This window comes from Olsenella sp. An293, from assembly GCF_002159495.1.
GTDB lineage: Bacteria > Actinomycetota > Coriobacteriia > Coriobacteriales > Atopobiaceae > Thermophilibacter.
Window position 1 is genome coordinate 1 of the sequence record NZ_NFIT01000009.1, and the last position, 23184, is coordinate 23184.

At 68.7% G+C, this 23184-nt stretch carries 30 protein-coding genes; all 30 read right to left on the minus strand.

From position 1 onward, the window contains the following. Positions 1 to 49 precede the first annotated feature (49 nt). The gene (locus tag B5F85_RS06805; protein ID WP_087315693.1) at positions 50 to 415 is read right to left on the minus strand and encodes a hypothetical protein; all 366 of its coding nucleotides are present in this window, start codon (positions 413 to 415) and stop codon (positions 50 to 52) included. A gap of 105 nt (positions 416 to 520) precedes the next feature. Continuing rightward, entirely contained in the window at positions 521 to 994 is a 474-nt protein-coding gene (locus tag B5F85_RS06810) for a hypothetical protein (RefSeq protein ID WP_087315695.1), read from the minus strand. A 489-nt stretch (positions 995 to 1483) separates the two neighbouring features. Further along, positions 1484 to 2503 carry a phage tail protein gene (locus tag B5F85_RS06815; protein ID WP_087315697.1) on the minus strand — a complete coding sequence of 340 codons (1020 nt, stop codon included), beginning with the start codon at positions 2501 to 2503 and terminating at the stop codon, positions 1484 to 1486. Then, the gene (locus tag B5F85_RS06820; RefSeq protein ID WP_087315699.1) at positions 2500 to 3066 is read right to left on the minus strand and encodes a phage tail protein I; all 567 of its coding nucleotides are present in this window, start codon (positions 3064 to 3066) and stop codon (positions 2500 to 2502) included. Before B5F85_RS06820 ends, B5F85_RS06815 begins: the two co-directional genes overlap by 4 nt. Beyond that, positions 3063 to 4424: a baseplate J/gp47 family protein gene (locus B5F85_RS06825; RefSeq protein ID WP_087315701.1), complete on the minus strand. Its 1362-nt coding sequence runs from the start codon at positions 4422 to 4424 to the stop codon at positions 3063 to 3065. Before B5F85_RS06825 ends, B5F85_RS06820 begins: the two co-directional genes overlap by 4 nt. Then, positions 4417 to 4707, minus strand: coding sequence for an early E1A protein (locus B5F85_RS06830; protein ID WP_204204667.1), 291 nt, complete (start codon positions 4705 to 4707; stop codon positions 4417 to 4419). The genes B5F85_RS06825 and B5F85_RS06830 overlap by 8 nt, the downstream gene beginning before the upstream one ends. 5 nt (positions 4708 to 4712) lie before the next feature. Continuing rightward, positions 4713 to 5249 carry a hypothetical protein gene (locus tag B5F85_RS06835; protein ID WP_087315703.1) on the minus strand — a complete coding sequence of 179 codons (537 nt, stop codon included), beginning with the start codon at positions 5247 to 5249 and terminating at the stop codon, positions 4713 to 4715. Between the two features lie 14 nt (positions 5250 to 5263). Further along, on the minus strand, positions 5264 to 5656 hold the full coding sequence (locus B5F85_RS06840) for a hypothetical protein (RefSeq protein ID WP_087315705.1): 393 nt from the start codon (positions 5654 to 5656) through the stop codon (positions 5264 to 5266). 9 nt (positions 5657 to 5665) lie between these two features. Continuing rightward, positions 5666 to 6583 (minus strand): hypothetical protein, encoded by a 918-nt coding sequence (locus tag B5F85_RS06845; RefSeq protein WP_087315707.1) that lies wholly within the window; start codon positions 6581 to 6583, stop codon positions 5666 to 5668. Positions 6584 to 6586: 3 nt separating this feature from the next. Next, on the minus strand, positions 6587 to 6817 hold the full coding sequence (locus B5F85_RS06850; RefSeq protein ID WP_087315709.1) for a hypothetical protein: 231 nt from the start codon (positions 6815 to 6817) through the stop codon (positions 6587 to 6589). Next, positions 6810 to 8306, minus strand: coding sequence for a hypothetical protein (locus tag B5F85_RS06855; RefSeq protein WP_087315711.1), 1497 nt, complete (start codon positions 8304 to 8306; stop codon positions 6810 to 6812). The genes B5F85_RS06850 and B5F85_RS06855 overlap by 8 nt, the downstream gene beginning before the upstream one ends. 162 nt (positions 8307 to 8468) lie before the next feature. Next, a complete protein-coding gene (locus B5F85_RS06860) occupies positions 8469 to 9035 on the minus strand; it encodes an NUMOD4 domain-containing protein (protein WP_087315713.1) in 567 nt (188 codons plus the stop codon). Between the two features lie 82 nt (positions 9036 to 9117). Continuing rightward, positions 9118 to 9744, minus strand: a complete 627-nt coding sequence (locus B5F85_RS10785) for a hypothetical protein (protein ID WP_087315715.1) — start codon at positions 9742 to 9744, stop codon at positions 9118 to 9120. A gap of 162 nt (positions 9745 to 9906) precedes the next feature. Continuing rightward, positions 9907 to 10293 carry a hypothetical protein gene (locus B5F85_RS06870; RefSeq protein WP_087315717.1) on the minus strand — a complete coding sequence of 129 codons (387 nt, stop codon included), beginning with the start codon at positions 10291 to 10293 and terminating at the stop codon, positions 9907 to 9909. A gap of 105 nt (positions 10294 to 10398) precedes the next feature. Continuing rightward, on the minus strand, positions 10399 to 10908 hold the full coding sequence (locus B5F85_RS06875) for a phage major tail tube protein (protein WP_087315719.1): 510 nt from the start codon (positions 10906 to 10908) through the stop codon (positions 10399 to 10401). After that, on the minus strand, positions 10908 to 12416 hold the full coding sequence (locus B5F85_RS06880) for a phage tail sheath protein (protein WP_087315721.1): 1509 nt from the start codon (positions 12414 to 12416) through the stop codon (positions 10908 to 10910). The genes B5F85_RS06875 and B5F85_RS06880 overlap by 1 nt, the downstream gene beginning before the upstream one ends. A 23-nt stretch (positions 12417 to 12439) precedes the next feature. Next, positions 12440 to 13051 carry a hypothetical protein gene (locus tag B5F85_RS06885; RefSeq protein ID WP_087315723.1) on the minus strand — a complete coding sequence of 204 codons (612 nt, stop codon included), beginning with the start codon at positions 13049 to 13051 and terminating at the stop codon, positions 12440 to 12442. Between the two features lie 3 nt (positions 13052 to 13054). Continuing rightward, complete coding sequence (locus tag B5F85_RS06890) at positions 13055 to 13360, minus strand: hypothetical protein (RefSeq protein ID WP_087315725.1); 306 nt, start codon at positions 13358 to 13360, stop codon at positions 13055 to 13057. After that, positions 13361 to 13702, minus strand: coding sequence for a Rho termination factor N-terminal domain-containing protein (locus B5F85_RS06895; protein ID WP_087315727.1), 342 nt, complete (start codon positions 13700 to 13702; stop codon positions 13361 to 13363). It lies immediately after the preceding gene. Between the two features lie 23 nt (positions 13703 to 13725). Continuing rightward, the gene (locus B5F85_RS06900) at positions 13726 to 14796 is read right to left on the minus strand and encodes a major capsid protein (RefSeq protein ID WP_087315729.1); all 1071 of its coding nucleotides are present in this window, start codon (positions 14794 to 14796) and stop codon (positions 13726 to 13728) included. 14 nt (positions 14797 to 14810) lie between these two features. After that, positions 14811 to 15227 (minus strand): hypothetical protein, encoded by a 417-nt coding sequence (locus tag B5F85_RS06905; RefSeq protein ID WP_087315731.1) that lies wholly within the window; start codon positions 15225 to 15227, stop codon positions 14811 to 14813. After that, a complete protein-coding gene (locus B5F85_RS06910; RefSeq protein ID WP_087315733.1) occupies positions 15227 to 16468 on the minus strand; it encodes a head maturation protease, ClpP-related in 1242 nt (413 codons plus the stop codon). The genes B5F85_RS06905 and B5F85_RS06910 overlap by 1 nt, the downstream gene beginning before the upstream one ends. Continuing rightward, positions 16465 to 18066 carry a phage portal protein gene (locus B5F85_RS06915; protein WP_239386752.1) on the minus strand — a complete coding sequence of 534 codons (1602 nt, stop codon included), beginning with the start codon at positions 18064 to 18066 and terminating at the stop codon, positions 16465 to 16467. Before B5F85_RS06915 ends, B5F85_RS06910 begins: the two co-directional genes overlap by 4 nt. Before the next feature lie 9 nt (positions 18067 to 18075). Further along, a complete protein-coding gene (locus tag B5F85_RS06920; protein WP_087315735.1) occupies positions 18076 to 18330 on the minus strand; it encodes a DUF6148 family protein in 255 nt (84 codons plus the stop codon). Positions 18331 to 18339: 9 nt separating this feature from the next. Beyond that, the gene (locus tag B5F85_RS06925) at positions 18340 to 20250 is read right to left on the minus strand and encodes a phage terminase large subunit family protein (RefSeq protein ID WP_087315737.1); all 1911 of its coding nucleotides are present in this window, start codon (positions 20248 to 20250) and stop codon (positions 18340 to 18342) included. Further along, on the minus strand, positions 20225 to 20764 hold the full coding sequence (locus B5F85_RS06930) for a hypothetical protein (protein ID WP_087315738.1): 540 nt from the start codon (positions 20762 to 20764) through the stop codon (positions 20225 to 20227). Before B5F85_RS06930 ends, B5F85_RS06925 begins: the two co-directional genes overlap by 26 nt. A gap of 135 nt (positions 20765 to 20899) precedes the next feature. Beyond that, on the minus strand, positions 20900 to 21502 hold the full coding sequence (locus B5F85_RS06935; protein ID WP_087315740.1) for a hypothetical protein: 603 nt from the start codon (positions 21500 to 21502) through the stop codon (positions 20900 to 20902). A gap of 220 nt (positions 21503 to 21722) precedes the next feature. Next, positions 21723 to 22151, minus strand: coding sequence for a helix-turn-helix transcriptional regulator (locus tag B5F85_RS06940; protein ID WP_087315742.1), 429 nt, complete (start codon positions 22149 to 22151; stop codon positions 21723 to 21725). A gap of 18 nt (positions 22152 to 22169) precedes the next feature. Further along, entirely contained in the window at positions 22170 to 22481 is a 312-nt protein-coding gene (locus B5F85_RS06945) for a hypothetical protein (RefSeq protein WP_087315744.1), read from the minus strand. A 181-nt stretch (positions 22482 to 22662) separates the two neighbouring features. Further along, complete coding sequence (locus B5F85_RS06950; RefSeq protein ID WP_087315746.1) at positions 22663 to 23160, minus strand: hypothetical protein; 498 nt, start codon at positions 23158 to 23160, stop codon at positions 22663 to 22665. Positions 23161 to 23184: the final 24 nt, after the last annotated feature.

Below are 23184 nucleotides of genomic sequence, written 5' to 3' on the forward strand. Positions count from 1 at the left end.
CCCCCCCCGTTGGCGATTACGATCATGGATGCCTCCTTGCTTTCGATGCTTACGATGGCAGCTTTATGCCGAGCACGAGGTCGGTTGTGACATTCAGGGTCAGTGCCATCCCGTTGCTCGACGGCTTTGCGTCAACCACCGAAGATGCGAGGTCCGTGGAGTACCTAGCCGTGGTGCCCATGGTGTCGTAGATGGCTCCAGGCATGGACTCGTACGGGTCCGAATACTGGACCTTGACCTTCGAGCTCACGATCGCGAAGCCCCTGCCGTTCCATATGGTGTTCCCGGTCTGGAACCTGACCATGACGAAGTCGAAGTCGTTGAAGCTCCGGGACAGTGTCACGTAGCTTTTTGCCGCTCCCTTGTAGATGACGGTCGCGACCTGTCTCTCCAGCACGGTCTTGAGATTGTCCACGCTCACCGGCTTGCTACCGGTCCCCGAGACCCCCCCCCGCGACGTCGAGCGCCGCAGCGAGGCCAGCCGCGCTGAGCGGCTCGCTTCCCGTGAGTGCCACCTTCATCACCCCTGTAGCTTGAGATTCATCCCTATGACGCGCTGGACCTTGTCCTGGTTCCAGTCAATCGTCAGGGTCATTCCGTCTGAGGAGAGCTTCGCTTGCGTCGATGTTTCGTTGCCGACGTTTCCAGGCGGGTTCTTCTTGTAGTAGTACATTCCGCCGACGTAGTACTCCGGGCTGTTGCCCGCGTACTTGGACTGCACCAGCATGCTGTAGTACGGCACTCCCCCGTACACACTGAAGACGTCGACCATGAGCAGGTCGTAGTCGTTCGCGCTCCGCGAGAGGGTTGCCTCGGTGACCGCAGGCCCCTCGTAGAGGATGGCGATGCTCGAGGACGCCTCCTTGGCCTCCAGCGCCGCCGCGAGGTTGTCAACGCTCACCGGCTTGCCGCCTGTGTCGGACGCGCCGCCACCGGCGTCGAGCGCCGCCGCAAGGTTATCGGCGCTCACCGGCTCAGTTCCCGTCAGTGCCATAGACACCTACCTCCTACGCCGTCCTCTTCCACGCGTACACTGCGAGGTAGGGCGGCATGTTGTTGTGCGCGGCGCCTCCGCCCTGAGACGGCAGCGACGTGCTTGCGCTTCTGATTGGGTCGTTAAACGTGCCCGCGACGTATCTCAGGTTGGTGGCATGAGTTGAATCTCCAACTGGCCCGACCGAAATCGTCCCGCTGTGGTCGTGAGCCGGCATCTCGTCCACCGTCAGCGCGTGGCTCGCCTCGCCCCCGGTGGAGCCGGCCGCGTACCCGCCGCCAGCGCAGAGCAGGAAGCGGCCCTGAATCTGCTGCCACGTCCCGCCGAAGAGCGTCTGCGGGCTCGTGGCCGACGTGCTCAGGTAGATGGCGCCGACCGGGTAGACGAGGTCAGCTATCGAGCCAGCCCCCCCCCGTCAGATTTTGCACGACGGCGGCTAGGTTCCCGCAGCTCACGGGCATGTCTGATGTGACCAAAGTGAGCACCCCCCTAGCTCAGGCCGAGATAGGCCAGCAGTTCCTCGTTGGTCGGGTAGTGCGAGCTCACGACCTTCTGGAAGAGCGCGTCGTCGGTCGTCACTCCCGTGCCGCCGCGCTCCACGGGCAGCGTGCCGGACGTGACGTCGGCGGCGTCGTGGACGTGCTCGGCGGCCGCCGCGCCGATGGCGGACGGCGTGATGCTCGACTTGTCGAGCTGCTCGATGGTGATGGCGCCGTCGGCGAGCTTCTCGGCCGTCACGGACTTGTCCGCGAGCTTCCCGGTCGTGACCGCGCCGTCGGCGAGCTTCGCCTCGGTCACGGAGAAGTCGGCGAGCTGCGCGGTTCCCACGCCGGACGCCTTGATGGAGAGCACTCCCTCCGCCGTCATGGAGACGGTGACCTCGTCGGCCGTGACGGTCGGCCCGGCGCCCGCGATGGCGTCCGCGATGTCGTGGACGAGCTGCGAGAGGCCCGGGCGGTCGAGGTACTGGGCGGACTTGCCCGTGGTCGGGTCGACCTCGCCCTGCTCCCACATGGCCTCGATGGCCGTCTCCTCGATGCGGGAGACCTGCGGGATGAAGTCCGGGTCGAAGATGGCGGTGACCTCGGCGGCGTCGCCGACGTAGGTCACGACGTCCACCAGCTTCTCCACGAGCGTGCCCGAGGCCGTGCCCGCGGGTATCAGCTCGCCCTCCGGCGTGTAGCCGTAGGAGTAGAGGACGTCGTCGGCGTCCCCGCCCACCTTGGCGTAGAGTCCCAGCTCGCGCCACGTGAAGGCCTCGTCCTGCTCCTCGTTGGTGAAGCGGGCGCCGACCACGGCGGTCTGGCCGTCGCTCACGACGGCCTTGGTGATGGACGCCTGCGCCCTCGGGCTCACGACGTCGGTCATGGTGGCCGGCGACTGCGAGGACGGCATGTTGCCGTCGCCTAGCACGATGCGGGTGAAGGTCAGCCCGCCCTCGCCCGCCATGACGCGGGCGAGCAGCGCCGTGCCCAGGTTGGTGATGTGGTTGTCAGCGAAGTCGCTCAAGGAGTCACCCCCAGCTCGATCGTCTCGCGGGACGTTATCTTGGTGACCATGCCGTGCCGCGCCGTCTGCTCCCCGGTCAGGCCGATCATCACGCCGTCGAAGACGGAGGAGAGGCGCTTGACCTTGCGCAGCATGTCGAGGAAGCGCGGCAGGTTCTCGCCGACCGCCGACGGGTCGGTCGTGAAGACCTTGAAGTGGTGCGGCTGGCCGTCGTAGTCGGGCCACTCCATGACGCGGCCCGCGCCGAAGTAGCTCGAGACGACGCTCTCGACGGCGCCGACCGTGCCGAGCTTCTGGTGGACCCGGTCGGAGTTCCGCACGAGGTCCACCTTGGTGTCGTGCGAGGCCCCCGAGTCGTACCAGCGCACGTCGAGCGCCCACGCCAGCTCGTCGAGGTAGGCGTCGGGGAGCTGGTCTAGGCAGTCCCAGACGCTGAGCACGGCCACCTGCGGCGCGAGGTCGCGGATGACCTCGTCCACGCCCTGCGCGAGCGCGACGTCAGCGAGGTCGCCGCGCATCCACGTGGGCAGCAGCCTCACGAACTCGATGTCGCCGAGCCTCAATCGGACCACCCCGCCTGGGTCTCGACCTCGTGGGTCACGGTCGGCGAGCCGGTGAGGCGCGCGACCTGGAGGCCGCTCACGGCGGTGCGGGTCGGCGCCGTCACGTCGCAGCGCAGGGCGCCCGCCTGCATGACGTAGGTCTTGAGCACGTCCGGCTCTATGTCGCGCCCTAGCTTGGCGCTCTGGTCTGCCACGTAGCGGTCGATGGCTCCGCCCGGGCCCTCCACGGCCTCAACGACCGCGGCCTCGTCGTCGATGGTCGCCCAGTACCTGAGCGAGATGGTGTAGTCCACGGGCGTCGGCGCCTCGACGGTCACCACGTCGGTCATGGGCCGGATGGTCGAGTCGCTGACGGCGGCCGCGACCGCCTCAAGCGTGCCCTCGTCGGGCAGCGCGCCGCCCTCCATGAGCGGCACGACCTTGACGCGCCCGTCCATCTTGCGGTGGACCACCACGTCCACGGACTCCTTGACGGCGTCCGTCTCGGACAGCGTGATGGTCAGAAGGCTGTCCTCGTAGGCGTACGTGAATCCGGTGGACTGGCCCTCGACGGTGAGCAAGGTCTCCGGGTCGAGCAGGTCGCCGCCGACGAACGCCATGCCGTCGTGTACCTCGCACGCGATCGTGTCGTCGAACTCGTCAGAGAACGCCGCCACGTCCACGATGCTCGGGTCGGCGGTCATCGCCCAGTAGACGTAGGCCTGCTCCGGGCCGGCCACGCTGAGGGCGTTCGGCGCGAGGCGGATGCGCTCGCGGAGGCGCTCGTCGCCGTCGGCGGTGTAGGGCTCGCCGTCGTCCCCGCCGTCGGTCGGCGTCGTGTTGGTCACGGTGGCCACGTAGGGCTGGAGGTCAACCAGCGTGGTCAGCGTGCCGGGTAGCAACCCGTTGCCCGCCGAGCCGGCCTCCGTGCAGCTCGCCGTGACCGTGCCGACCGTCTCGCCCGAGGCGATGACGCACGGCTCGTCGGTCGCGAAGTAGATGCTGCCGTCGGAGGTCACGCGCGTCATGGCCGGGATGGTGATGGCGTGGCCCTGCGCCGCGGACAGCTCGAACTTGACCGTTGTCGTCGCCGGGGTCGCGTCGATGCGCTCCACGCCCAGGCGCTCGCCGATGGCGTCGAGCACCTGCCCGCGCGCGTGGCGCAGCAGCGTCTGGCGGCTCGCGTCGTTCGCCTTGCTCGCGTAGGCCACGAGGACCGCCACGAGCGCCTCGGCGAAGATGCGCCGCTCGTCGCCCGGGTAGAGCGGCTCCCCCACGCCGGACTCGAGCGACGTGACCACGTCCGTGTAGATGGTCTGGCTGTCCACGTCGACGAGGTTCAGCGCCTCGTCGTAGGTGTCGGTCGCACCGTCAGCCACTTGCCACCCCCTGTCTGTCCGTGAGCATCGCGACCGCTGAGAGGTCGCCCGCGGCGCCCGCGTCGGCCGACGCGGCCATGCGCACCTCGTCGAGCGTCACGCGCGGCTCGTAGCTGTCTATGACCCACTCCGCGTCGGCGTCCACGCGCCACGACTTGGTGGCGGGGATGTCGATGAGCGAGCGGTCGATGCCCTTGGTCCTCGCGTAGGGCACCTCGCCGCGGAAGGTGCGCAGGAGGTTGAGCGCGCACACCTGCGGCGCGGAGTTGCCTGTCGAGAGCATCGCGATCACATCCCCGGGTTCGAGGGCATCTTGCCCTGCCTCTGCGCGTCGCTCGGCCCCACGGACACCGCGGTGGCCACGGTCTGCGTCATGACGCCCGGCGTGAGGCCCGCAATCTCGCGCTTGTCGAGCTTGAGGCCGCTCTCGTCCTCGGCGTACTCCTCGAAGCTGAGCGTGATGGTGGCGCTGAGCCACTGGCCGTCGGGTCCGAGCAGGATGTCCGACGGCGCCGCGCTCTTGAGCATGAAGAGGTCGGCCATGAACCGGCGTCCGTTGAGATAGAAGGGCGCGTAGACGGAGACGTTTCGCCACCACTCCCCGTACTCGTCGCGCGGGTCGCGGCCGGTCGCGGAGAGCGCCGCGGTGTAGCTCAGGTCGAGCGTCATGAGGTCCATCGCGACCGTCTGGGTGGCGGGCTCGCCCTCCTTGTCCTCGTTGCGCTCGACCGACACCGAGCGGTTCGAGTCGAGCTGCTTGATGGGCCGCACGCAGCCCGGGGCGACGCCCCACGTGAATCCGTTCCACTCGGCCTGTGTGGCCATGGGCGCTCACCTCCCTAGTGCGGGCCGCTCGTCTCGCCGTGCGGCGCCGTGTGCGTGTGCCCGGTCGCGGATATGCCGGCCGCCGTGACGTCTGCCGCGAACGTGCCGCCCGCCTGCCCGGTGAGCTGGCCCTCCACGGTCACGGCTCCCGGGACGAATCCCGCCCACTCGCCGTCGGCGCGGGAGAGCACGATGCCGTCCCCGTCCTCGGAGCGGGCGCACCACACGAGGTCGCCGACCGCGAGCGGGCACATGCCGCCGCGGACCGACCAGTGCAGCGCGAGCGGGCGCGTCACCACGCCGTCTGCCACGAGCGGCAGCACGCGCGCCCTGTCGGGGTCGCCGTTGCGGTCGCTGCCCTCCAGCGTCGAGATCTTGGCCTTGAAGAAGGGCCTGACCTCAGCCATGCGCACCCCCTAGTAGCCGAGCGGCTTGGTCAGCCACACCTTGCACCTGCTGTCGTAGTAGTCGTGGCGGATGCGCGAGACCACCGCCGGGCCGTCCCAGCTCGCCGCCGCGGACGCGCTCAGGTCCACGACCGAGCCGGCCGCGTAGCCTCGCAGCATCGAGTCGGTCCTGACGACCATGCGCACCGCCTCGCGGTTCGCCGCGCGCAGGAGTCCCTTGGCCCAGCGCTCCGCCTCTCCGACGCTGCCGATGCGCTCGGGCACGACGCGCACGAGGGTCTTGCCCTCCCCCGCCGACCACGTGGCCGACGTGGTGCCGTCCGTGACGGTGCAAGCGCCGTATGAGCGCGCCGAGTCGTCGCGGAACTCGTAGTCCACGCCGGGCGTGACGGATAGCTCTCCCGTCGCGCCCTGCGCCTCCAGCCACTCGCCGGAGTAGGCCACGAGCCTCCCGTCGTAGACGATGAGGCCCGCGCCCTCGTAGGTGAGACGGCGGTCGAGGAAGGCGAGGTCGCTCTCGTTGTCCTGCTCGACGTAGGAGTACTCGTGGTCCTCCACGCCATACGTCTCGTAGCTCATGCCGTGGCGGTCGGCCACCTCGGCGATGAGCTGCGAGAGGCGGACGCGCTCCCAGCTCTTGGAGCGTCGCTCGCGGGCGCCCTGCGGCGCCGCGTAGGCGGTGACGGTGAATCGGCTGGACTGCGGCACGACCGAGGAGACGTACATCGTCCCCGACCGGGCCGCGCCGTCCTCGACCGCGATCTCGTCGCCCACCTGCGGGTTCCAGCGGTCCCAGAGGTTGCGGGTGTCGCCGAAGTCCATGGTGAGCGAGTCCATCGCGCCCCACGCGCGCCCGTCCACCCAGCAGCGGCCCACACTCACCTTGGGGTAGATGTCGACCCCCTGATAGAGCACCTTGAAGGCCATGGGCTACCGCCTCCAGGGCGGCAGCGTGTCGGGCGTCTCGACGCGCTCGACGATTGGCAGGTCGATGACCTCGCCGCCGTCGAATAGCAGCACGTCGGCGAGGTCTGGGTTTGCCGCGACGATGACGTCGGCCATCGTCTCGTAGCCGTAGGCCTGACCGGCGAGCAGGTCGAAGGACTCGCCCGCGCGGCAGGTGTACGACCTGTGGCCGACCACGGTCACGCTGCTAGGCATAGGCCACCTCCGCCTGGCCGGCCAGGACCTCCTGGAGGAAGTCCCCGAACTCGGCCTGCGACTGGCGCAGGGCCGCCACGATATCGTCCCTGCTCGCGTTGCCGCGCACCTCGACCTTTGGCGAGTAGGTCATGCCGGAGAGGTCGATGACCGTCCCGCCTCCGCCTGACGCGGCCGCGGTGACGGGCGCCGCCGACGCCGAGTAGGCGCCGAGCATGTGTCCAGCCATCTGCCAGTAGCGCAGGTTCTGCGCGCGGTAGGCCGGGTTGAAGCTGATGACCGCCTCGTTCGGGTAGCGCGGGTCCTCGCCGGCGATGTAGGGGCCGTTGGTGAAGCCGCCCTTGGCGAAGCCGAGGAACGACCCGATGCCGCCGAGGATGCCGCCGCCGATGCTCGCGATTGCGGACGCCGCCTGACCGGCCAGGCCGATGAGGTTGCTGATGAACCCGCAGACGCCGGAGATGGCCGCGCCTATCGCGCTCATGACGCCGGACAGGCCGCTTCCCGCGCTCATGAAGCTCTGGAAGCTGCTGATGGCGCTCGTGATGGGCGCTATGAGGCCCGTGATGCCGCCCTGGACGATCGATATGATGCCCGAGACGCCCGAGAAGACGCTCGACAGGGTCATGACCGCCGTGATGATGAACTGGATGACCGGCGTCAGCGCCTGAATCGCCGCCGTGAGCGGCGGGATGACCGCCGAGGCGATCTGCGTGACGATCGAGATGATGGGCGTCAGGAAGTTGATGATGGGCGGAAGGATGGCGTTCGCGATGGACGCGAGGAGCGGCAGGATGCCGGAGATCGCGCTCATGAGCGGCGGCATGACCGAGGTGGCGAGGTTGCTCAGCGCCGGGCCGAGACTCGTGCTGAGGATCTGCACGGCAGGGCCGACGGAGCTCACCAGCCCGCTGATGCCGGACTGGATGGACGGGAACACCTGCTGGAAGACCGACCCGATGCCCTGCACCACGGGACCGAGCGCGCCCGCGATGGACTGCACCGTCGAGATGATGCCGCCGGCGTCGATGCCGAGGTCCAGCCCGAGGGCGCCGCCCGCCGTGTTGAGGACGCCGGCGAGCGCCTGGGCGAGCACCGGGCCGACGGAGGACAGCGCGCCGGAGAGTGCCCCGGGAAGCGAGCTAGCGAGCGACGAGGCGATGCGCTGCACGACCGGCCCGACGTTGTTGGCGACGTTGCCTATGGACTCGAGAAGCTGGTCGGTCAGGGCGCCCATGTCGGCGCCCTCGGTGCCCAGGCCGGTGAGCCAGTTCGACCACGCGGCCTTCATGGTGTTCACGGAGCCCTCGATGGTGGTCGCCGCCTCGAGCGCCGTGGTCCCCGTGATGCCCATGTTCTCCTGCACGGCGTGGATGGCCGTGATGACGTCGGAGAACTTGGCAGGGTCGAGTGCCTGCCCGGTGAGCTCGGACGCGTCCTTGACGAGGCGCTCGAGCTCGGACTTGGTGCCGCCATACACAATGTTCACGGTGGGTCGCTAGTCCACCGCCGCCCATGACCTCTGGGCTGCTGCACGTCGCCGTGCAGGTCAGACTATCTCTTGGCCGTCGTACGACGGTCCCTCGCGCTTCGGGCCGCTTGGCCCTACCCTACTCGGTTCCGCCCTCGATGGGCGCCCTTTCGGTAGTCGTTACGCGTTCCCATGTGTGGATCGACCATTTCCCAGATACTCGAAGCGGTAGCCGCGCATCTTGCCGCGCCTTCCTATCCCCCCATGCTTGAGCATCAGGGAGATGTTGGCGATGGTCACTCCGAAGTGATCGGCCGCCGCCGTGATGCTCTCGAAGTTGAGAACCTCGTCAACGCCCAGCCAGCTCTCATGGCCGCCGCCGCGCATCTTGCGCTTCTCGGCATAGTGAAAGACTGCTATGCGTTCGCTTCTCGTCCCAGTCGTGTTGAACCGGGAGTTGTTCTCTGAGAACGTCGCCCATCTCAGGTTGCCCACGGAATTGTCCGTCCGACACCCGTTGACGTGGTCTACCGTCCTCTTGTTTTCTGGATTGTCCAGGAAAGCTTCGGCCACCAATCTGTGCACGGGCTTCTTCGTCCTCTTGTTCCCTTTGTAGAGATCGACGTAGAGGTACCCGTTGCTCTTGTTGAGCGTCGGCGCTTTAGGCTTCCCCGTCTTGTCGTTCCGCACCTCTCCGACGTCGCTGACGGAGTATGAGTCAAACCCGAGAACCTTTCGCCAGGCCATAGCGCTCCTAACCACGCTTTTACTGGCTTAATTTTATCAGATTCTGTGGGTGCTCTTGAGCTTCGCTCGGTATTGTCTGCTACTATGCAGCTAGCTGCAGAGTTTCACCGAATTCACGAGGTTTATACTGGGCAATTGCGGCTTGTTTATGTCTACCCAGTTTAAGGTTGTCCAGCATCGCGTAGTTCCCTCGCATGAGGGACTGGTACGTCTGCTGGATGGACTCGATGTTCGTGCCCATCTTGTTGGCGTTGTCGCTCATGTCCTTGATGGCGAGGTCCGCGTAGCTCGCCGCCGCCTGCGTGTCGCCGCCGAGCGACTGGATGAGGCTCGCCGAGAAGGCCGTCGCCTGCTCCATGTAGGTGTTCGCGGAGACGCCTGCGGTCTTGTACGCCTCGGCGGCGTACTGCTGGACCTGCGCGGAGCTTTCCTTGAAGAGCGTGTCCACGCCGCCGACCAGCTGCTCGTACTCGGCGTAGCTGCTGAGCGCGGCGCCGCCGATGGCGGTGGCGGCACTCGCGGCGGCGCCCGCCGCCACGGCGATGCCCTTTGCGGCAGCTGAGCCCGCCTTGCTCATGGCGCTGCCGAAGCCGCTCATCTTCGAGAGGCGCGAGACCTTCTTCTCGACGTCGTCGATGGCCTTCGACAGCGACTTGTCGACCTTGCCGACGAGCGAGATGACCGCCTCCATGGTCTTGCCCTTTGCCATGCTCCCACCCCCTCTCTCTCCTATTGCTCGATGCCCTCTACTTCACACGCCCGAACTTCTGGCGCGACCTGGCCATCTCCCTCTTCATGCGCTCGGCGCGCTCCCGCTCGTCCTCCACGGCCTCGTTGTAGTCGCGGAGGAAGTCGACGAGCGGGCGCCGGGCTACTTCGAAGGGGCTGCAGTTGTACTCGTGGCAGTACTCTCGGATGGCTCGTCGGAGTCGCTTTCCGTCGAGTCCCCATCCGCACCGAGCGCGAAAAAACGGCCGATGCCCGCGATCCTCACGAGGTCCACGCCGCGGATGCGCTCGAGGTCCGCGATGTCGATGGACTGGTCGGCGGCCATGATGCCCTCGAAGCCGAGGTAGATGTGGAATCCGTAGTCGATCTCGGACATGCTCGACGGCGAGCCCTCGTTGTTGCGCTTGGCGTTCGCCAGCGCCTCGGCGCGGATGAACTCGTCCGGGCCGATGGCGTCCATGTCGCAGGGCAGCTCGGTCAGCTTCTTGCCGTTGACGAGCAGCGGCCTTCTCAGCTCGATGGTCTCCAACTTGTCCTCCCTTTCGTGTGAGCGAAGATGGGCGGCGTTGCGCGTCTACCGCCCCGCACGGGCCTCACGGCGCCCGTCGACCTCGCCTCCCGCGGGCGCGTGTGGCTAGAGCAGCTGCTCGGCGCCGCCGGAGTAGTCGACGCCGGCGAAGGTGAAGATGCCGTTGAGCTGGTCCACGACCAGCACCTCCGCGCCGTCCTTGACGAGTCGGTAGCGCGTGCAGCCGAGCGTGGCCTCGTTCTCGCCGGCGCTGCCGACCTCGAGCGAGACGCCCGGGACGGTCTTGCCGTAGGCTCGGAGGAAGGCCTTGTAGCCCGCCATCTTGGAGTTGCCCTCGCGGTCCACGACCTGCTGGGCCCAGCGGACCTCCACCTCGTGGGAGCCGGGGGCGCACAGCTCGGCGAGGGACTCGTCGGGGTTGCCGACGGTGACGGTCGCCTCCATGGCGTCGACTAGGCCGGGGACTGGCGCCTCGACGGTTCCGCCGGCAGACAGCTCGACGGTGGTGAAGGCGATCTCGGGCAGCGTCACCGTGGCGTTTCGCGCGACGAGCGAGCCGTCCACGTAGACGGTGGTGCCGGCGACCGCGCCGGGGATGTCGACCCATCCTGCCATCACGCCTCACCCCCCTCGAAGTACGCGGAGAAGCCCGCGTCGGTGTAGCTGACGTAGACCGTGGCGCTCTTGAGCGGCGGCGTCGGCGTCGCCTCGGCGTTCCAGACGAAGTCGCCGCGCATGAGCTGGTCGGTCGGGTTCTCCTCCTCGCGGAACTCGACCGTGGGCTTGCCGATGAGCGCGCCGATGGTCACGAGCTGGTCGAGCTTCTCCTGCTCTCGGTTGACGATGCGGTCCTTGAGGGCGCGCGTCATGGGCGAGTCGATCTCGGGGCCCCACTCGAGCTGGAAGGAGTTCGTGATGTGGAAGAGCATCCGCATGTTCGTCGCGAAGTACGCGCGCGCGTCGACCGACGGATTGTCGTTGTCGAAGGCCGCGGTGTGCGGGCCCCAGAGCACCCACTCGCCCGCCCAGCCGATGACGGACGTGACGCCCTTGACGTTGAGCTGGTTCGCGGACTGCTGGTCGAAGCCGCGGTTCTTGGCGTTGTCGCCGAAGAACTGCTTCACGACCGGCACGGCCTTGTTCGACGGGCTCTCGAAGGGCACGCCGTCGTGCTCCTGGTCGATGCGCTGCGATGCGGCCACGAAGAGCGTGGAGACGTGGAAGCGCCTGCCGTCGGCGTCCTCGGCCATGGGCCAGCACACCACGGAGCGCTCGGACGAGTAGTTCAGCTCCTCCTTGGCTGCGAGGGCCTTGGCGATGGTGTCGACCATCTGGCTCTCGGCGTCCACGAGCGGCAGGTCGGCCACGACCATGGCGTCCCAGTGGCCGTTGATGGCCTGAGAGGCGTCCACGAGGGCGTCGTAGACCTTCTTCTCGTGGGACCAGCCCGGGGCGGCGAGCAGGTTCGGTACCACGAACTGCTCCTGCCAGAGCAGGGGCAGCGCGGCGATGCCGGAGTACTGGCCGTCCGAGGTAACCATGCCGACGATGTCATCGGCGTCGACGGCGGAGGGGTCCATCTCGGTGTAGGTGACCTTGGCCTCGCCGTCGTCAATGGAGCCGCCCTCGGTGGCGGTGATGACGATCGTGTTCGTGTTCACGTTGTAGTCGAGCGCGTAGTCCGTGCCCTCGGCGTAGGTCGTGGAACCGGTGGAGTCCTTGACGGCCACGGTGTCGAGGACCGCCGTGTCGGTGGCGACCTCGGCGCGGCCGGCCACGAAGGACACGTCCTTCTCGGTGGCCGAGGACACCTTGTGGGTGGCCGGGTCGAGCACGTTCACGACGTAGATGGGGCCCACGCCGTCCTCGTCGGCGTCGAAGTGGGCGGCGATTGCCTCGCAGAGGGTGAAGCTCTCGAAGTCGGGGCTGTAGCCGAACTTGGCACGCGCGTCGGCGAGCGAGGAGATGCGCACGGGCGCGTTGACCACGTCCGCCTCCCCATAGCCGCGCACGAGGCCGACAGGAGCCGTGCCGAAATAGACCGGCACCGTCTCGGACGCCACGACCCGCTGGACGATGGAGTCGCCCAGGTGGCCGTATGCGCCGTGCAGGTAGTCTGCCATGCGCACCTCCTATGTGCGATTGTCTAGAGGTAGTCCTGAAGGAACGTCGGGGACGCCTGCCCCCGGTAGAGCGCGACCTCGACCCACGCGAACCAGAAGGGGTAGAGGTCGGGGATGCTGCCCTGCTCTGAGTACGGGCCGAACCGGACCGGCTGCGAGCGGTCGACGGCGAGGCCGTGGACGTCGCGGGCGTTGCGCAGCTCGCGCACGACCACGTCCACGAAGCTCCACGCGTCTCGCCAGCCGTCGTCGTACGACGGCGCGAACTCGTCGGCCTCGCGCCGCACGAAGCCGCCGTCGGGGGACGGCTCCCACACGTCGCGGCCGTGGAGACCGGGGTTCCACGCGCTGAGGTGGAGCCGGACGGTGAGCGACTCGGTGCGCTCGGCTATCGAGTCCTCGCCGTCGGTCACCTGCACGAGCACGCCGGGGTGGCTGAAGAGGTAGGGCGGCGCGACCATCTGCGGGCCGGTCGGCCAGTACATGCCGTGGACCACCGGGTGGACGAGCTGGTAGTCGTAGCGGCTCCCGTCCTCGTCGCGCCAGTCCTCGGGCACGGCCTTGAGGGTGACCTTGGGGCAGACCTCGTCGGCCAGCCAGTCCATGACGCACTGGACGTCCTGCACCACGGCCACGCGCTACCACCCCCTCGCGAGGTCTATCTCGGTCACGCCCATCTCGTCGCGCCACGCGAGCACGGCGTACGAGCGCCCGTCCACGGAGACGGTCTCGCCGGGGCGCCTGCGCCGCGGCAGGTCCTCGGTGCGGGCGAAGAGGCGGGCCTCGTCGGACGGCACGCCCGAGTCGAGGTCGCGGTCCCCGCGCTCCACCTGGTCGATGACGCACGCGACGGTCGCGCCGTCCACGTCGTGCTCGCCCGCGAACTCGGCGAGGTCGAGGAAGACGCGCTCGCGGTCCTCCCCGACCGTCTCCTTGAAGCCCACCTACTCCACCTCGGCGGCGGAGAGGTCGGGCGCGGCCTCGGCCTCCTCGATGGCGGCGACGAGCTGCGCCTTGGTCTTGCGTCCCACGGGGACGCCCAGACCCTCCGCGACCTCGGCCAGCTCGGCGCGGGTCATCTCGGAGAGGTCGGAGGCGGGCTCCGCGTCGGGCGCGGCCTCGGCGGGAGCGGTGGCGGGGGCGCCGCCGTCCACGTACTCGGCCACGCCCTCGGCCACCCACCGGGCCTCGAGCGCGCGGTCGGCCTCGAAGGCCTCGCCGGGCCGCATGGTGCGGCGCCGGCGCCCGTCGAACCAGAGCAGGTCGTGCTTTGTGGCGCGAATCATGCGTCCTCCTTCTGCCGGCTCGCCTAGTCGGTGAGCAGGGACTTGGCGCTGACCCAGCAGCCCTTGTTGTTCGGCACGAGCAGCGGGCGGGCCGTCAGCGTGAGGGTGCGGACGTTGCCGTCTGCGTCAGCCACGTACTTGGGCACGCGGGCGCGGGCGTAGGTGTGGAAGTTGCCGTCGGCCTGCTCGATCTGGGAGACCGCGCCGTAGAGGGTGCGGCCCGAGTTCGGCGCGGTCATGACGCCGCAGCCCGAGGGGATGTAGCTCGCGGCCTCGCCCTCGGCGTCGACGTAGGTCTCGTCGTAGGAGATGACGTTGATGGCGTGGCCGCGGACGTTGAGCACGCACACGACGGACGCGCCCGGCGCCTCCAGCGTCGGCGCGACCTGCCCGAGGTCGTAGCGACGGTTGTCGAGGAGCTTCTGGACGGTCTCGTCGTTGACGATGGCGTCGGCGACGTCCGGGGCGCACACGAAGTCCTGAGCGGGGAGGCCCGCCTGGGTGAGCTTGAGGACCATGTCGGCCATGTCGCCGAGGATGTCGGCGCCATCGGCGTCCCACTTGGTGGTGATGCTGACGGCGTAGGGGTTGGCGCCCTCGCTGTAGAAGCGCACCTCGTTGGCCACGCCGACCTCCTTGTCGTCGGCGAGCTCCACCATCTTGCAGCCGGAGTCGAGCATGGTCTCGGCGGCCATGGCCTCCTCGCGGCGCGCGATCATGGCGTCGAGGTCCTCGAGGTCGTCCATCGCGAGCATCTGGGCGCGCTGCTGCGGGCTCATGGTGCCGAAGAGAGCCTCGCCGAAGCCGCGCTTGGTGATGTCGTCGATGGTCATCGGGCGCTTGGGCGCGATGGTGGGCGGCAGGTACTCGGCCATCTCGACGGCGCGGCGCGTCACGGGGAAGCCGTTCTCGTAGGGCGTCACGAAGGGCGCGAGGCGGCGGTCGCCGTCCTTGTACTCGACGAGCACCTTCTCGGTGTTGAAGATGTCACCGGCGTTGGTCGGGAAGTAGCGGTCGCGCAGGAAGGAGGGCTTGGGGTTGATGCCCTCCACGGCCATGATGAGCCGCGCGGTGCTATAGATGTCAAGAGCCATGTGCTTCCTCCTTCCTAGAGGGAGTCGGAGACGAGGATTCCATGCGTGCGCATGTAGTCCAGGTCGGCGGCGGTCAGGGTGTAGTCCGGGTCGGTAAGCAATGCCTCGAAGCGGAAGTTGCCGGTCTTGTAGGCCTGTGCCTTGCTGTCGACGCCATTGGCGACGTCGACGTCCTCGGCGAGGACCACGACGGTCGGCGCGGACACGGTGATGGCGCCGGTGCCGGACGCCGTGATGCCGACCGCTGCCTCGATTGGCTTGAGCGTGCCTCCGGGGGTGCCGACGAGCACGGTTCCGCGGTGCAGCGTCTCGTTGTCGCCGTCGACCTGGTTGCCCTGGACCTTGACGGTGGTCACGTGCGCGGTCGGGGTCGCCGCCGCGAAGATGTCGTTGTAGTCGGCGGTGCCGACGGTCTGGTCGAGTCGTGCCACTAGCGGCCTCCCCTCATCTGCGCGCGGAGCTGCGCGCACTGCTGGACTTCCTTCTTGGCCTGCTCCTCCTCGGTGTCCTCGCCCTCGCCGCCGGTGGGGTCGGGCTCGACCTCGTCGGTGCCGGACTCCTCGGCGTCGGACTGGGCGTCCGCGAGGTAGCGCGCCGCGGCGGCGCGGTCGGCATCGGCCCGTGCGGACCTCTCGGCGCTCTGGGCGCGCAGGGCCGCGATGGCCAGCTGCTCGGCGCCCATGGGGTGCTCGCCGTACTTGGCCTCGCGGACCATGTCCGCAGGCAGGCCGTCCGCGACCTCGTCGATTGCCGCGAGGCGGTCGCGCTCGGACTGGCGAGCGGCCGCCTCGATCTCGGCCACGAGGTCAGGGTGCTGCTCGCGCAGCTCGGAGATGTTCATGAACGTCTCCCCTTCCTCTTCTGCCGCACGTGGCGGCTCTGACATATCGGACACGGGGGACGGCTCCCCCGGTGTCTGCTCGGTGTGATTGGCGCTCGCGGAGACGCGGGCCGCGAGGTCGGGGACGTGGCGGAAGCGCGAGAGGTCGTGGAGCACGCCCGCGACCATCACCTCGCCGCCCCCCTCGTCCTCGACGGCGGGCTCCCCGCAGTCCTGGCCGGCGTCCTCGAGCACGTCGGCGAAGCCGGCGTCCACGATCTCCTGCCCGACCATCCACGTCTCGGCCTCGACCATCTCGCGCAGCTCGTCCTCGGGCCTGCCGGTCTTGGCAGCGTAGACGCCGAGCATGGCCCGCACGCCGGCGTCCATGTCGGCCACGAGCGCGCGGAGGTCGGCCCCGGTGTAGTAGCCCATGAGGCCGAGCGCCCCCTCGTGGACCATGAGGATGGAGCCGGGGGTCACGACCACGCGGTCGCCGGCGCACGCGATGACGCTCGCGGCGGATGCGGCGATGCCCTCGACGCGGACGGTCACCTCTGCGTCGAGCGACCTGAGCACGCTGTGGATGGCGAGACCCGTGTAGAGGTCGCCGCCGCAGCTGTTGAGGCGCACGGTCACGCGCTCGGCGCCGCGCAGCTTGTCCAGCTCGCGGTTGAGGGCCTCGGACGTGACGGCGGGGCGCCCGTCGGGCTCGCCCGTCCACCAGTCGCGGCTGTCCTCTGCCATGACGTCCCCGTACATGACCAGCTCGGCGTCGCCGCCCCCGAGATCGGTGGCCGCGATGCGCGGCTCGACCGGGCGGGCGCGCCGCCTGCTTGCGAAGATGCTCACTGAACCACCTCCGTTGGTGTGGCTGATTCTGCGGTCGGCTGGGCGTCGAAGAGTGCCTGATTCTCGCGGCGGAGGCGCGCGACGTTCTCGTCCCAGTCGCTGCCGTTGATGCGGACCGCAGCGGCCTCGCGGGTCGTGATTCCCGCGCCGACCGCCGCCAGCTCCGCGTTGATCTCCTTGGTCGGGTCGAGCTGGCCCTGCGACGGGCCGATCCACTCGCACCCGAGCCACGCGGCCCTCTTGGCTGGGTCGGTGAAGAAGCCAGGGGCCGCGAGCCTGCCCTGCCCGACCGCCTCGGAGAGGAAGAGCTCCCAGACCGGTCGGCAGAAGTCGTTCACGAGCCACGAGCGGCGCATGCGGAAGCCCTTCCACGCCTCCATGAGGGCGGCGCGGCTCGCGCTGTAGCTGCTGTTGAACTTCTTGAGCAGCAGGTCGGCGGGAATCTCGAGCGCCGCGCCAACCTGCGTGGCCATGGACGTCACGAAGGCGTCGAAGCCGGAGGCGGGGCGGCTCGGGTCGGCGAAGGTCACGTCCTCGCCGGGCAGCATGAAGTTCACCGTGCCGGGGCCGATCTCATACTCGTTCTCGTCGCGGCTCTCGTCGGCGTCCGGGGCGCCCGTGCCGTCGCCGACCTCGTTGAAGGGGTTGTCGGTCGGGTCGTCGGTCTTGACGAAGGCCGCGAAGCTCGCCTGGATGACCGCGGCGTCCAGCTCCGCGTTGGTGTAGCGCCGCATCTGGAGCAGCGGCTCGATGGCCTGCGCGAGGTACGGCACGCCGCGGTACTGGTCGGGGCGCTCGGCCTCGAAGACGTGGAGCACGTTGGGTAGCCCCGTCTTGGTGCCGACGGCGGGCACGCGCCGGTACTCGGTCGGTCCGTCGCCCACCTCGAACGGGTGGTGGTTGCACACCCAGTAGGCCGCGACCTCGCCGGTGGGCGAGACCTCCACGCCGTCGTAGATGAAGTTGCCATTATCCGAGTTGCGCCCGGTGGTGACGGCGGCCGGCAGCGTTCGCGCCGCCACGGAGCCGACGCCCGAGCCAGCCTCCCACGGCGTCGAGACGCGGTCGGCCTCGACCACGCGCAGCCTCAGCTGGTAGGGCCGCATGGCGCTCGCCTTGTGGCGGCTGACGAGGACGAAGGTGTCGCCGCTCATGAGCCACGACTGCACCACGAGCTGCTGCAGCTCCCAGAAGTCGTTGAGGCCCTGCGCGTCGCACGAGCGCCGGTCGCTCGCCCACAGCGAGAACTCGCGGCGGGCGGCGTCGGCCCACTCGTCGGCCTGCTCGGGCGTCATGCCGAGCGCGACGGCGTCGGGTCGGGGCCTCGGCACCACGCCGGTGCCGACCACGTTCGTGCGGACGGTGCGGACGGCGGAGGTCGCGACGGGCGCGCCCATGTAGAGCGCGCGCGAGCGCTGCCTGAGCGTGAGGTTGTTGTCGTCGATGTCGCGCGCCGGGCTCACCGAGATGGGGGTGAAGCCGCGGAGCGCGCGGCGCGTGGTGGACGCGCCGGAGTCCGAGTAGCCCGACGCCTGATGTGTCGGCGGCGCGCCCATGATGGGCTTGGGGGCGCGCCTGCCGTTGCTGTGCTTTGCCATGCGCCTCCCCTACCAGTCCCTCAGATAGACGCCGACCGACTTGCGCCGGGAGCCGCCGGCGAGCGTGGCCTCGTCCTCGGCCACCTTGGACTCGAGCGTCGCGATCATGTCCTGCACCTTGCCGAGGTCGGCGCGCGTGAGCGTGCGCGTCCCGATGGTGTAGCTCTGCGCGCCGTCGAGGATGGCTCGCTCTGCCTCGTAGTAGAGCTCCAGCCTCTCGACGTTGCGCTCGAAGCGCCGCCTAACGACGGTCACGGACGCCATGGGCACCCCCTACCACTCGTCTGCGGCGCGCTGCCGCGTCCTTCTCCTCTGATGCCGCACCCGTGGCGCCTTGTCCGCCGCCTTGCCGGCAGCAGAGCGCTCGATGGCGTCCCAGTCGGGGTTGAGAATCTCCAATGCGGCCATCGCGTAGTTGCGGCAGTCCAGCGCCTCGTTGCGCTCGTGGCCGGGTATCTTCTCCCAGCGCCAGCGCGAGCCGGTGCCGGTCTTGCTGAGCACGAGCCGCTCGGAGAGCAGCCCAGCGAAGTAGGCCTCGTCGTAGCCGCGCCCGCGCGGGAAGTGCTGGTAGCGCGGGCCCGGCTCCTGCACCTTGAGGCCGCTCATTATCTGGGCCTTGCCGGCGTCGACGCCGATGGTGTAGAGCCAGCACGTGCGCCTCTTGTCGCGGATGGCCACGCGGGTCGGGACCGCCGTGTAGGGCACGCCCTCGCCGCCCTTGCCCTTGATGGCGAAGACGCGGGACGCCTGCCGCTGGCGGCAGCGCTCGTAGACCTCCTGCGTGTAGTGGCCGCCCGAGTCAACGCACGTGACGGAGGCGCGGACGCCCCGGCCGTCGCGGCGGCGCCAGACGTGGTCGATGACGCCGTCGAGCCGCTCCCACACCTCGTCCGTGTCCGGGCGCCCCATGATGACGCCCTTCTCGAGGCCCCACGTCTCGCCCCAGCGCCCGTGGCCCACGACCTCGTACTCCAGGCGCGTGTCCTGCGTATCGACGCCGATGGTCACGACCATGGCGCCGTCGGGCAGCTCCACGGGCGTGCCGTCCTCGCGCGTGCCGTAGTCCTCGCGGCGCGCCATCATCTCGTCGTCGGAGACGAGATCGCCGCGGTCCTCCCAGAGGCGCCCGAAGAGCGTGTTGTAGACGACCTGCAGTCGCTGCGGGTCGTCCTTGGCCTCGAGGAAGTCGAGGCAAATGCGCGACCACGACGTCCACGGCGAGCAGAAGGCGTTGAGCCAGAAGCTGCGCACGTGGGCTGAGTCGATGGCGCCCGGATTGTCCGCGCGCCAGCGGCTCGGGGCCTCGCGCATGCGACGCTCGCTGACGAGGCAGCCGCACGACGGGCACAGCCACATGGGCTCGCCCTTGAGGCGGTAGGTCTTCCTGCCGTTGACCCTGTCAGACTCGAAGTCGAAGCGGATGTGGTCGAAGTCGATGTCGTGCCACTCCCCGCACTCCGGGCATCGGGTGACCCACCGCTCCTGCGTGCCGCCCGCGTAGGCCCGCTCGATGTTGGACGCGCCCCGGACGGTCGGCGTGGAGACCTCGATGGCCTTGGCATTGTAGAACGTGGTCTGTCGGGCCTCCGCGAGCTTCCACGGGTCGCCCTCGCGGCCCGCCGAGACCGCCCAGCGGTCCCTCTCGTCGCCGATGATGTAGCGCGCGGGCGTGGACGCGAGCGCGGAGGCCGCGTTGGAGCCGGTCATCATCAGCATGCCGCCGGGGAAGGTCTTCTGGAGCACCGTCTTGGCGCCGCGCTGCCCGCGCTCGGCGTCGTGGACCTTGCGGCGCAGGCGCGGGCAGTCGCGTATCATCGGCTCGACGCGGAGGCGCGAGAACTTCTTTGCGTCCTCGAGCGTGGGCTGGACGAATAGGACCGTGCCGGGGTCCTGGTCGATGAGGTAGGCGAGGCAGTTCAGCTCGCACTCGGTCTTGCCTATCTGCGAGCCAGCCACGATCACGACCTTGCGGACGCGCGGGTCGGTGAAGGCGCGCATGGGCTCGGCGAGGTAGGGCGTGCGCGACGTGCGCCACGGGCCGGCCTCGGCAGAGGACTCCGGCGATAGGCGGCGGTACCTGTCGGCCCACTCGTCGACGGTCAGGGACTCAGGAGGACGGAAGCCCCTGACCGCCCGCGAGAGGGTCGCGTTCAGGTCGTCAAGCCTCTGCCTCCCCGTCCTCATCGTCAGTCGACCATCCCTTCCGCGCCCTCACCATCGCTGCGTAGGCCTTCGGGTCGTAGCGGTACTGCGCTAGGTCCTCCAGCACCGCGCAGACCTCGCGGCGGACCACCTCGGAGACCTCGGCGGCGGGCCTGTCGGCGGCGTCCACGGCCACGCGCCCGGGCAGGGCGAGGAGCATCGAGCGCACCGAGTAGACAAGCTGCTCGGTCGCGGCCTCGACGTCCTCGGCGGAGTGCATCCGGCCCTCCAGCTCGGCGAGCCTCAGCTCCTCCTGCCGCGCCTTGGCCTCCTTGTAGTCGGCGTCGGCGCGCAGCTTCTTTCGCTCGGCGTCCTCGTCACCGGCGGACTGGCCGCGCGACGTCTCGCGGACGTAGGCGATGTAGGCCTGCACGCTCTCGGCGAGGTCGTACTGCAGAGGGTGTCCGTCGGCGGTGAGGATGCCGTCCTTGCGCAGCTGCGAGACGCGCGGCGGCGTGATGCCGAGCACGGCCGCGAGCGCCTTGCCTCCGACCATCGCCCCCGTGAGGACCACCCCCGTCCGGAGTCCGAGATGAAGTTAACGTCTAATTTTATGCTGACGGAAAATCGCTCATTTTTGCGGTCGCCGAGCCCGCCGGCCACCCCCTCGCCGAAAGGACCCGCGAGAACGTCACGATATGCCGAACCTCGCGAGCTGGCGCTGCAGCTCCTCCATCATCTTGTCCTGCAGCTCCTGGATCGTCTGCTCGTCGTGCCTCATGGACACGACCATCTGCGGCACGGCGAGCGCGCGCATGGTGCCGCCGAGCGTGGAGCCCATGCGCATGACCGGGCCGGGCACGCCGGGCACGAGCATCCACGGCGACTTCGCCGAGTACCTGCCGCCCTCGGTGCCGGGCATCGACCAGTGACCAATCTTTGCGCTCGACCCCCTAAGCACCTGACCCGTGATGACGTACGGTCGCTTGCGCGGGGTGCGAGGCTTCATGCCCTTGAACTCGGTGATGGGGATGCGCGCGCCGCGGTAGGTCATGGTGAAGGTGGTGAGGCCGCCGGACAGTGACAGCGTGCCGTGCCCGCGCTTATTGTTTGGGTTGAGCCTGCTCTGCGCGATGTTGTAGACCTGAGCCGTGTTGCGTGCCACGATGACCGGGGCGCGGCGGCGCATGGTGCGCATGGTGTAGTCCGCCGCCTTCGGCCACTGCTCGGCGTTCTTGAGCAGCGTCTTGCGGAAGGCCTCGGCGTCGATGCTCGCCTGGATCTGCACGGCCACGCCCGTCACCTCCCCGCACGCGAAGGGCCGCCCCGAAGGACGGCCCCTGACTGTCTCGCGCTCGTGCGCACCCTACTTATATCACGCTAAGGCCGCGACATGATGCGACATGGTGAGACATAGTGAGACATGTTTTTCGGCGTCTCACGGGCATGCCGGCATGAAAAAAGCCCCGAACGGCGGACCGTCCGAGGCTCTCGAATTATCGTTGCTTGCCCGGCTAGTACCTGCTGCCAGGCGTGCTGATGGCGCCCTCGTCCGGGTAGCGGAACTCGACCTCTATGCCCTCTTCTCCAAGTTCCAAAGCAACCTCGCGGGCGACGGCATTGGCGAATCCGTATGGCCCGGGATCGCGACCGTGCGCGTCGTACTGGGACTGGTCGCGGTAGTAGGTGATCACGACCGCAGCGGGCTCCCCGCGCTCCCCCACGATGGCGAGCGCCCTGTCCACGGCCTCGTCGACCAGCGCGTCGTGCCGGTCGTGCATGTCGAGCAGCCAGTCCCATGCGTCCTCAGGAGGCTCCGGCCAGTCCGGGTGCTCCCACCTCTTGACCGTGCGGAGGGAGACCCCGCACGCATCCGCGACGTCCCCCTGGGTGAGCCCGATGGTCTCGCGCAGGGCGCGGAAGTTCGCGGTCGTTCTAGCCATCCAAGCATCTCCTTCGCATTATCGGTCCCACTTGACATAGTTCTTGCACAGGGGGCCTTCGAACTGCGTCTTTGTGCCGTCCGCCCAGTGGACCAGATGCATCTCGTTCCCGCGCTTGCTAATCCAGCTCTCGACTTCGAGGCCGTCGTGCTCGACTTTCACGGAGACCGGAATCCGTTCCAGAATCGCGCCCGCGCAAGACTTAACCCATTCCGGCATCTCATCCAGCTCTTTGGCGGCCTCGTCGGCCATATCCGCCATGTATGTGAAAAGCTTCCGGTCCTTCTCACTCCGCGCATTCTCCGCTAGATCCCTCATTAGCTTGCTCATGATTTGCCCCCTTGGCTCGGTGTCCGGGAGGCCCTTGCCTCCTCGCTGACAAGCTCATTATATGTCACCTTTGGTGACAATGCAAGCGGGAATCTACCGCGAGCGGCACAAAAAAAGCCCCGAGCGGTCACCCGCCCGGGGCATGCTCTCTAATGGGGTGTGCCGCAAAATGCACTTAGCCCTATCCCTCCGCCCCGCCGGCGCCGCCGACGAGGTTCGCCCACCCGAAGAAGTCGCACGCGTCGAGCCCGACCGCGCAGAGCCGCTGGCACTGCTTGGCGGAGTATCCCGTGAGCGCCGCGACCTCCTCCCATGGGCGGGCGTCGACGTAGCGGAAGCTCATGCAGTCCGCCACGGACGAGCCCATGAGGACGTCGAGCCCTCCCTTGCCGGAGTCCTCGCCGTAGAGCGCGCGACACGCGAGGTCGAGCAGGGCGTAGTCCTCATCGATGCGCTCGCGCATGCGCTCCTCGTAGTCAATGCGGGCGTCGGTCTGCGCCATGCGGTCGCGCTCGCCGCCCACGGAGACGCGCTCTGCGTAGGCCTGGGCGCGGGCCCCCTCGCGGGCCTCCATCTGGAGCAGCGTGAGCCGGGTGCGCTCCGCCTCGCGGGATGCCTCGCGGACTGCCGCGAAGAAGTCCCTGGCGTCCCTGTAGTCCTCGAATCGTGGCTCGCGCAAACCCTCCACCTCCGCTTTAGACTT